The 8,673-nt window shown below is 70.9% G+C and carries 8 protein-coding genes; 5 read left to right on the forward strand and 3 right to left on the reverse strand.

Annotated elements, in window-relative coordinates; all coding sequences use genetic code 11:
- Positions 1 to 89: 89 nt before the first annotated feature.
- Positions 90 to 1,487, reverse strand: a complete 1,398-nt coding sequence (locus AB0946_RS41665; protein ID WP_366765967.1) for an MFS transporter — start codon at positions 1,485 to 1,487, stop codon at positions 90 to 92.
- A gap of 5 nt (positions 1,488 to 1,492) precedes the next feature.
- On the reverse strand, positions 1,493 to 2,110 hold the full coding sequence (locus AB0946_RS41670; RefSeq protein ID WP_366765968.1) for a helix-turn-helix domain-containing protein: 618 nt from the start codon (positions 2,108 to 2,110) through the stop codon (positions 1,493 to 1,495).
- A gap of 391 nt (positions 2,111 to 2,501) precedes the next feature.
- On the opposite strand from AB0946_RS41670, the gene AB0946_RS41675 reads away from it, so the two are divergent.
- The 4 genes from AB0946_RS41675 (at position 2,502) to AB0946_RS41690 (ending at position 6,086) form a co-directional block, all read left to right on the forward strand.
- On the forward strand, positions 2,502 to 2,780 hold the full coding sequence (locus AB0946_RS41675) for a GlsB/YeaQ/YmgE family stress response membrane protein (RefSeq protein WP_366765969.1): 279 nt from the start codon (positions 2,502 to 2,504) through the stop codon (positions 2,778 to 2,780).
- A 138-nt stretch (positions 2,781 to 2,918) separates the two neighbouring features.
- Positions 2,919 to 3,455 carry an isochorismatase family cysteine hydrolase gene (locus AB0946_RS41680; RefSeq protein ID WP_366765970.1) on the forward strand — a complete coding sequence of 179 codons (537 nt, stop codon included), beginning with the start codon at positions 2,919 to 2,921 and terminating at the stop codon, positions 3,453 to 3,455.
- A gap of 647 nt (positions 3,456 to 4,102) precedes the next feature.
- A complete protein-coding gene (locus AB0946_RS41685) occupies positions 4,103 to 5,455 on the forward strand; it encodes an MFS transporter (RefSeq protein ID WP_366765971.1) in 1,353 nt (450 codons plus the stop codon).
- 49 nt (positions 5,456 to 5,504) lie between these two features.
- Positions 5,505 to 6,086 (forward strand): TetR/AcrR family transcriptional regulator, encoded by a 582-nt coding sequence (locus AB0946_RS41690; protein ID WP_366765972.1) that lies wholly within the window; start codon positions 5,505 to 5,507, stop codon positions 6,084 to 6,086.
- Positions 6,087 to 6,436: 350 nt separating this feature from the next.
- On the opposite strand, the gene secY is transcribed toward AB0946_RS41690, so the two are convergent.
- Positions 6,437 to 7,744: a preprotein translocase subunit SecY gene (gene secY, locus AB0946_RS41695; protein WP_366765973.1), complete on the reverse strand. Its 1,308-nt coding sequence runs from the start codon at positions 7,742 to 7,744 to the stop codon at positions 6,437 to 6,439.
- A 316-nt stretch (positions 7,745 to 8,060) separates the two neighbouring features.
- On the opposite strand from secY, the gene AB0946_RS41700 reads away from it, so the two are divergent.
- The gene (locus AB0946_RS41700) at positions 8,061 to 8,615 is read left to right on the forward strand and encodes a hypothetical protein (protein ID WP_366765974.1); all 555 of its coding nucleotides are present in this window, start codon (positions 8,061 to 8,063) and stop codon (positions 8,613 to 8,615) included.
- Positions 8,616 to 8,673: the final 58 nt, after the last annotated feature.

Raw genomic sequence — 8,673 nt, forward strand, 5'->3', positions numbered from 1 at the left:
GGGGGGGGGGGGGGGCGGGGGGGGGGGGGGGGGGGCGGCCGGCCGGGGCGGTCCCACCGCCCCGGCCGGCGCCGGTTCCGTACCGCGGCTCAGGCCACCGCCCCGGCCGCCTCCGCTCCGGGGACGGAAGCCGCAGCGGCCGTACTCCCGTTCTCGTGCGTGGTGCCGACAGGCTTCGCGTCGGACACCGTCCGCTTGCGCATGCCCGCCCACTCCCGGTTCAGGGCCGGCACGCCGATGGCGACGAGGTAGAGCCCGCCCACGATCCACAGCGCACCCGAGGTGCCCGCCACCGTCACCAGCCCCGCGCCCAGCAGCCCACCGAACGGGATGCCCGCCCATGTGACGGCCTGGGCCAGCGTCTTGACCCGTCCCAGCAGCGGCGTGGGGATCAGCTCGTACGTCACGGCCCCGACGATCGGGTTGACGAAGCCCGACCCCAGGCCGCCCAGCGCCAGCACCGCGAGTACCAGCCACAGCGGAGCGCCGGTGGCCATGGCCACGAAGCGCGGGACGCCGCCCAGCGTGAAGCCGATCAGGTAGACGGCACGCCGGGGCAGCCGCTCGCCCACTCCGGCGGCCACCAGCGCGGCGACGATCGATGTCGCGGCGAAGACGCTGACCACCAGCCCCACGGCCTCCGCGCCGTTGCCCGTCTCCTTCGCCCAGACCGGCAGCAGCACGGACATGAACGCCTGGTCGAGCAGGTTGGTGACGGCGAGCATGCCCACGATGGACCGCAGCAGTCTGGCGTCGCGCAGGAACACGGCCCCCTGGCGCAGTCGCGAGAGGTAGCCCTCGGTCTCCTGCACCGGCGTCTCGTGCGGCTCGGGCGCCGGGTCGCTGAGGGTGGTGGAGACGACCAGCGCCGACACGCCGAACAGGCAGGCAGTGATCCACAGGGCGTAGAGACTGCCGAAGGAGGCGACGACCACGCCTGCGATGGCCGGCCCGATGGTCGTCGCGGTCCGCTCGACCGCCGCTGACAGGCCGGTCCCCCGCTCCAGCGGCACCCGGGCCGCGCGGGTCGCCGCCGGCACGAAGAGCCCCTTGGCCCCGTTGGCCGGGCCGTCCGCCGCACCGACCACGGCCAGCAACCCCAGCAGCAGGCCGAAGGACAGGTGTCCCGTGAGGTAGAGCAGCGGAGCGGTGGCCGTCGCGACGGTGGAGGCGAGGTCGCCGGCGACGCTGATGCGCTTGGGGCCGGCGCGGTCGATGATCGGCCCGGCCAGCGCCTGGGCGATCACGTACGGCACTATCTGACAAAAGGCGACCAGACCGGTCTTGCCTACGCTGCCGGTCGTCGTCAGGACGAACCAGGGCAGGGCGATGGAGAGCACCCGGTTGGCCGACAGGGCCGCCGCGTTGGCCGAGAGCATGCCGACCAGTCCGCGAAGGACCCGGGGCCCGTCGGCCGGGGCGTCCGGGGAGGGCGTGCGTGTGCCGCTGTCGGCCCCCTGCTGGGCGGCCGCGTGCCGAGAGGTCATCTTTCTCACTCCGAATCCGGGGGGTGGGAGACGTGCCGGTCCGCACTGGTGGGGAACAACTGGAACTGGAAGGCGACCCGTGCCGCGCCCTCGGGCAACGGCGAACCCGCCGCCTGCGGCGCGGAGTTGCGCCGGCGGAGCAGCCGGTGGATGTCCGCCGAGAGCTCTTTGGCCTCGGCGGGGGTGAGCGTGAGCACGTAGTCGCCGAAGTCCTGGGCTTCGCGCCATTCCGGCGGCAGCGAGGCGGTCGCTTCCACGGCTGCCGTCATGGCGTCGGACCAGACCCGGCTGAGGGCCTGGAGGTAGGCGATGCCGAGACCCTCTCCGCCCGCCAGCACCGAGTCGTCCGGAACGACGGTGTTGACGTGCGCCGCCTGCCACCAGCGTTCACGGCGGCCGCCGCCGCGTGACGGCGCCTCGACGATGAACCCGTACTCGGCGAGCTGGCGCAGGTGGTAACTGGTCGCGCCGGTGTTCTGGTCCAGCCTCCGGGCGAGCGTGGTGGCCGTGGCCGGGCCCTCGGTCCGCAGAACCGTCAGGATCCGCACGCGCAGCGGATGCGCGACGCCCCGCAGGTTGCGGGCGTTCAGTTGAACCTGGGAGGGCTGTTCGAGGTGTTCCATGGACCCAGGCTAGCTTCGCAAAGACTTCTTTGCATAGAGTTGTGTGCACAGACTTCTTTGCATCGCGCGAACGGCTGAGATCCGTCGGTGCGTGGCTTGTTGGCGGCATCGGACCGGAGCTCTGTCCGTCCACGGCCTCGACGATCCGACGGCGACTCGCGGGCTCGGCCGTCCGCCTCGGATCCGCCCTCCGGGCCATGGTGGGCAGCTCATCGGCCGGGGCACTCGCCTTCACCGGCACGGGCTGCCGTGCTCACCGGGTCGCCTTGGCCTCGCCGCCCGGGTCTTTTGACTCCAGGAGCGGCAAACCGAAAATCCCACGTTTGTATGAGCGCGGACGGTACAGACGAGGAGCTAACACAGTCTTTATACAGCGAGACGGAGACACATCATGAGCATCCTCGCGTGGATCATCATCGGCCTGCTCGCCGGCGCCATCGCCAAGGCCATCATGCCGGGCAAGGACCCGGGCGGCATCATCGTCACCATGCTCATCGGCGTCGCCGGTGGCCTGCTCGGCGGCTGGCTCGGCAAGGTCATCTTCGGCGTCGACTCCGTCGACGGCTTCTTCGAACTGTCCACCTGGATCGCCGCGATCGTCGGCTCCCTCATCCTGCTCGCGCTGTACCGCGTGATCACGGGCAACCGCCACTCGCACCGACACGCGTGACCCGCTGACGAAGCACGCGGTCGAGCCTCTCCAGATGGCTCCCCCGATCCACAGGGGGAGCCATCGGCATGTCAGGGAAAGCGTCTTTTGCCCGGCGTGCAGAAGTTGGCTGGTGCCCATCGGTGGAACCCTGGTCGTATGAGCAAGACTGCGCTGATCGTCATCGACATGATCAACACCTACGACCACAAGGACGCCGACCGGCTGATCCGCTCGGCAGAACCGGTCGTGCCGGTCCTGACCGACCTGCTGCGGCACGCCCGTGGTCGTGGGGTACCGGTCATCTACGTCAATGACAACTTCGGCGAGTGGCGTTCACATCACGGCGAGTTGCTGGAACGGGCTCTGGCCACTCCCCATGCCGATCTCGTCGAGCCCGTGAAGCCCGACGCGGACTCGCTCTTCGTCCTCAAGGCCCGCCACTCCATCTTCTTCGAGACACCGCTGCACTACCTGTTGCAGCAGCAGGGCATCGACCAGCTGGTGCTCACCGGACAGGTGACCGAACAGTGCGTGCTGTACTCGGCCCTGGACGCTCACATCCGGCACTTCGAAGTCATCGTTCCGCGCGACGCCGTCGCGCACATCCACGAAGACCTAGCTCAGGCCGCACTGCGGATGATGGAGCGCAACATGGGTGCCCGGGTGTGCGAAAGCCAGGATCTCTGGTCGTGAAGCCGGAGTGCCGGGAATGATCACCTGACCCTCACCGCCCTGCACGCCGCCGCCCGTACGCCCCGGCGTCCAGCACGGAGCGACTGCCCGGTCACCGACGGCAGGTCTCGCGCCGCCCACACACCCGCGCGTCCCTTGGCCATGGGCCCCGAAGAAGGCCACGAGGTCGCCACCGGTGATCAGGGCCGCCAGCCGCGGGTTCGCTGCGCCGGCGTCGGGGCCGCGTCGCCCCCGCGGAGCCACTGACGCGAACCCGGTTCCCGCCGCGCCCAGAGGAGAGATGGCCGGCCGTTGTGAGGCCGGCCCGGCCAGGAAATCCGCCGGCCACCGCCCCGGCACGAGTCACCAGCCACGCCCGTCACCCTGACGGGGAGGTGCCGCCGGCAGGATGTGCGCGACTCTCTCGCGGAGGGCGGCTGTCGGGCGGCTTGGCGATCGGCGAGCACCACGGCCCTCCGTATCGCGCCCTCCTCCCCCACCGCGCTCCCCCGGCTGGGATCCGTGATGCGACGCGCCCCGGCCGCGCCGCCCTCCCACACCGTGTTCCCCACTTCTTTGCGACATGTCTCACTGTCCAGGACTCCCGCGCATCAGACAGATCTGTCTAGTATGAAGTAGGTTCGTTTACCAGACCGAGAGTGAGAGTCATGAGAAGCACGACGCAGCGACCCGCCTCCGAGGGCATCCCGGCCAGGCGGTCCCCCGCTCACGGAGCCCCGCGACGCAGGGGTCTCGGGCCCATCGCCTCCCTCGGGCTCCTGGCCTCGATCCTCGTGTCGCTGCTGGCCTCGTCCAGCGCGCCCACCCCCCTCTACGCGATCTACCAGGCGCGCTGGGGCTTCTCGCCGATCACCGTCACCGTCGTCTTCGGCGTCTACGCGGTGGCCGTGCTGGTCGCGCTCCTGGTCTTCGGCAAGATCTCCGACCACGTGGGCCGACGGCCGGTGCTGTTCGTGGCCCTGATCGGTCAGACGGCGGCCATGGCGACGTTCATCACGGCTGGCGGCGTGGACGCGCTGCTGGCCGCCCGTGTCGTCCAGGGACTGAGCACCGGCGCGGCGGTCGGCGCGCTCGGCGCCGGAATGCTCGACCTCGACGCGCGCAGGGGCGGTTTCCTCAACTCCTTCGCGCCCACGATCGGGACCGCGAGCGGCGCCCTGGTCTCCGGGCTGATCGTGCAGTACCTGCCGGCCCCGACACACCTCGTCTACTACGTGCTTCTCGCTGTGTTCGTCGTGCAGGCGCTGGCCCTGACCGGCCTGAACGAGACCGTCGGCCGCAAGCCGGGCGCGCTGGCCAGCATGGCCCCCGAGTTCAAGCTGCCCCGGTCCGCCCGCGCGTCGGTGGCGATCGCCGCGCCGGTGATGTTCGCCGTGTGGGCGCTGACCGGTCTGTACGGCGCGCTCGGACCGGCTCTCACCCGCACCCTGGTGCACTCCACGTCCGTGGTGTGGGGCGGACTGCCCCTGTTCGTGCTCGCCGGCTCCGCCGGTCTGGCCGTCGTCCTGCTGCGCAAGGCGGCGACGCGCAGCGTCATGCTGATCGGCATCGGCTCGCTGGTCGTCGGCGTGGTGATCACCCTGGTGTCCATCGGCTCCGGGACCGGCGGCACCCCGTCCGTGATCGGGTTCTTCATCGGCGGCGCGATATCCGGTTTCGGCTTCGGCAGCGGGTTCCAGGGGGGCATCAGGCTGGTCGTCCCGCAGGTCGAGCCGCACGAACGAGCCGGGGTCCTGTCCCTTCTGTATGTCGTGTGCTACATGGGGCTCGGTGTGCCGGCGGTGGTCGGCGGGGTCCTGGTCGTGCACGGCGGCGGCCTGGTGCGGACGTCCTGGGAGTACGGCATCGCCGTCATCGTGCTGGCCCTCGCGGCGCTGACCGGTCTGGTGCTCAGCGGCCGCCGGGTGGAGCACGTGGCGGTCGTACGCCCGGAAGCCGGTTCCGCCGCCGTCTCCGTCTCCGAGGCGGCACCCCTGGCACGGACCGGCTCCCAGGGGTGAGACGGGGTCCGCGTTAGAATAGACAAGTCTGTCTGAGAGGGTGGTTGTCATGGCGGCCAGGACCGCGGTGAAGGTGTCCGCACGTGAACGCCTGCTCGAGGCGGCTGACGAGCTCTTCTACCAGCAGGGCGTGCAGACGGTCGGCATCGACCGTGTCATCGAGCACGCCGGCGTGGCGAAGGCGTCCCTCTACAACACCTTCGGCAGCAAGGAAGGGCTCGTCTGCGCCTACCTGGAGCAGCGCTTCGAGCGCTCGCGGGGCCGGATCACCCGGACCCTGACGCGCTTCCGCACTCCTCGTGAGCAGATCCTCGGTGTCTTCGACGCGCTGGGCGAGGCCTTCACCGACCCGGGGTACAACGGGTGCGCGTTCGTCCGGGCCAGCGCCGAGACGTCCGAGGACAGTGCCATCCGCCGCACCGCCGAGCGCTATCGGTCCTGGTTGCGCGAGCTGTTCACCGAACTGGCCACCACGTGCGGGTACGCCGAGCCCGAGGAGCTGGCCCGACGACTCCTCCTGCTCTACGACGGTGCGGGTCAGGCCGCGCGGATGGATCGTGATCCCTCCGCCGCCACGACCGCCCGCGGTGCGGCTGCGGCCCTGCTCGACGCGGCACCGCTCGCCGGCTGAGGACGGCCACACCCGCTCCGCCGCCTGTGCGGAGCCCTGGGCCGGGCCACGGCGGCCCTGCGGGCGGTGCCGGTCCCCTGACCGGCACCGCCCTCCCCCGCCTCCGCTTCGACGACGCCTGGGTGGAACCCCGGAGGGATCCGGTCGGCGCTCGTGGTCAGGTCGGCCTGTGCCGGCTGCTCGACGGTGGGGGGGTCCACGACCGCGAACGGCCGGCCGTAGGAGACGCGGCCGGCCGCCGCGCGCCGGGCCGTGATGGGCGGGCGGGGCAGGGCCGCGCACCTCGTCCACGCCCCCGGCTTGGACCCCGGGCATGGCCGGTGCTCCGCATCCGGAGGCGCGCCGCGCCGTCAGCGCAGGAAGCCCTCGTAACTGTGCTGCTCGATCTGGCTGTTGATCTGTTTGACCGTCTCCAGGCCGACGCTCACGATGATCAGGATGCTGGTGCCGGTCAGCTGGTTGGCGCCGCCCAGACTGGCGAACGCCACGGTGGGCACCAGGGCGATCAGGCCCAGGTACAGCGAACCCGGCCAGGTCAGCCTGTTGAGGACGTAGCCGAGGTACTCGGCCGTGGGCCGGCCGGCCCGGATGCCGGGGACGAATCCCCCGGCCTGTCTGATGTTCCCCGCCACTTCCTCCGCGTTGAACGTGATCGCCACGTAGAAGAAGGCGAAGAACACGATCAGCAGGAAGTAGGCGACGACGTAGAAGGGATGGTCGCCGCGGACGAAGTTCCGCATGATCCACGCCGCCCAGCCCGCGTCCGAGTGCGAGAACTGTGCGATCAGCGCCGGGATGTAGAGCAGGGACGAGGCGAAGATGACGGGGACCACACCGGCCTGGTTCACCTTCAGCGGGATGTACGTCGCCGTCCCCCCGTACGACCTGCGTCCCACCATCCTCTTCGCGTACTGCACGGGGATCCGCCGCTGGCCCTGCTCCACGAAGACGACCAGGGCGACCATGACGAGCCCGACGAGGACCACGCTGCCGAAACTGAGCCACCCATCGGCGATCTCACCCTGCTCCTTCACGGCCCACAGCGCCCTCGGGAGCGTGGAAGCGATGGAGACGAAGATGAGCAGCGACATGCCGTTGCCGATCCCCCGCTCGGTGATCAGCTCCGCGAGCCACATCACGCAGGCCGTCCCCGCCGTGACCGAGAGCACCATCACGACAGCCGTGAGGACGGAGGTGTCCGGGACGATCCCCGCCGCCGTCCGGCAGGCGGGGAACAGCGCGCCGCTGCGGGCGGTGGCGACCAGGCCCGTGCCCTGCACGAGGGCGAGCCCCACCGTCAGATACCGGGTGTACTGAGTGATCTTCCCCTGCCCCGCCGCCCCCTCCTTCTTCAGGGTCTCCAGTCTGGGCACGACCACGGTCAGCAGCTGCAGGATGATGCTCGCCGTGATGTAGGGCAGGATGCCCAGGGCGAACAACGTGATCTGGAGAAGCGCCCCACCGCTGAACACGTTGGCCAGTCCCAGCAGACCGCCGCTGCCCGACGCCTCGTCCACACACTTCTGCACGTTCGCGTAGTCGACTCCCGGAAGCGGGACATGTGATCCCAGGCGGTACAGCACGATGACACCGAGCGTGAAGACCGTCTTCTTCCGCAGATCGGGAGTCTTGAACACCTGGGTGAGGACTCTGGTCAAGGTTCCTCCTTCGTCCTGCGTCAGTCGCGGAGACGAAGGACGGGGGCGAGCGCACGGCGAGTCGCGCCCTTCCCCATGGTCGAACGGGCAGGCCGGTCCGGCAACCGGGGAGCAGCCGGGCGCCGGCCCCGGAACACACGTATCGACGTGGACGGCAAACCCGTGGAGGCGCCGGCGACGCGTGGAACAATCGGCGCCCGTGGCGGCGGCACGGGGTGGGGTGAGGTGCCGAGCCGGATGGTCACCGATGTACGGTCGGACCGGCCAAGGGGCGCGGCGAGGGGCCGAAGGATCCGAGAGGGCGGGGGCGGGCGGTATGACGAGGTTGCGGTACCCGGACTCGTCCGTCCCGACGTCACGCCGGTCCCTGCGTCGGCGGCGGGTGGCCGAACTGCGGGCGCAAGGCCGGTACGGTCCCGAGCTGCGCGAGGTCCTCCCCTCCTTCGTCGGCCTCGGCCTGGTGCTGCTGACGCTCCTCCTCCTGGCGGGCCGCCTCAGCCACGCGTTCGGGGCCACCGGCCTGCTGATGTGCGCCCTCCTGTCGGTGACGGTCGCCCCGGCGGCCCTGCGCCTGCGTAGGAGGGCCCTCCGCCGGCGCCGCGGCCGTTACACCGCCCAGGAACTCGCGCGGCTGGACGACCGCGGGCTGGTGGAGGCCACCACGCGCATGCTGGAGCGCGACGGCTGGCGCGTGGCCGATCTGAGCCTGCGCAAGGGGGACCTGCACCTGTACGCCCGGGACCGCCACGGTCGGGCACTCGACGTCAGGTTCCGTCCCGCCGTGACGGCCGACGAGGACGCCCGCTGGCTGAAGGCGCCGCGGTGGACGATGAACCGGCCCGGCCCGCGCGGGAGCCATCAGCCACCCTAGCCAACAGCGCGGCCGGGAGGCACGGGATCCCGTTCGCCGGAAAGCGACGGGAGTGGGG

The sequence above is a fragment of the Streptomyces sp. NPDC046870 genome, assembly GCF_040704595.1.
In the GTDB taxonomy this organism is placed as follows: domain Bacteria; phylum Actinomycetota; class Actinomycetes; order Streptomycetales; family Streptomycetaceae; genus Streptomyces; species Streptomyces argyrophylli.

What these genes read in the sequence shown, in the direction of transcription:
- AB0946_RS41690 (WP_366765972.1), top strand. Translation starts at nt 5,505, where the DNA reads ATGGCGGCCAGGACCGCGGTGAAGGTGTCCGCACGTGAACGCCTGCTC.
- AB0946_RS41665 (WP_366765967.1), bottom strand. Translation starts at nt 1,487, where the DNA reads ATGACCTCTCGGCACGCGGCCGCCCAGCAGGGGGCCGACAGCGGCACA.
- AB0946_RS41675 (WP_366765969.1), top strand. Translation starts at nt 2,502, where the DNA reads ATGAGCATCCTCGCGTGGATCATCATCGGCCTGCTCGCCGGCGCCATC.
- AB0946_RS41680 (WP_366765970.1), top strand. Translation starts at nt 2,919, where the DNA reads ATGAGCAAGACTGCGCTGATCGTCATCGACATGATCAACACCTACGAC.
- AB0946_RS41685 (WP_366765971.1), top strand. Translation starts at nt 4,103, where the DNA reads ATGAGAAGCACGACGCAGCGACCCGCCTCCGAGGGCATCCCGGCCAGG.
- AB0946_RS41700 (WP_366765974.1), top strand. Translation starts at nt 8,061, where the DNA reads ATGACGAGGTTGCGGTACCCGGACTCGTCCGTCCCGACGTCACGCCGG.
- AB0946_RS41670 (WP_366765968.1), bottom strand. Translation starts at nt 2,110, where the DNA reads ATGGAACACCTCGAACAGCCCTCCCAGGTTCAACTGAACGCCCGCAAC.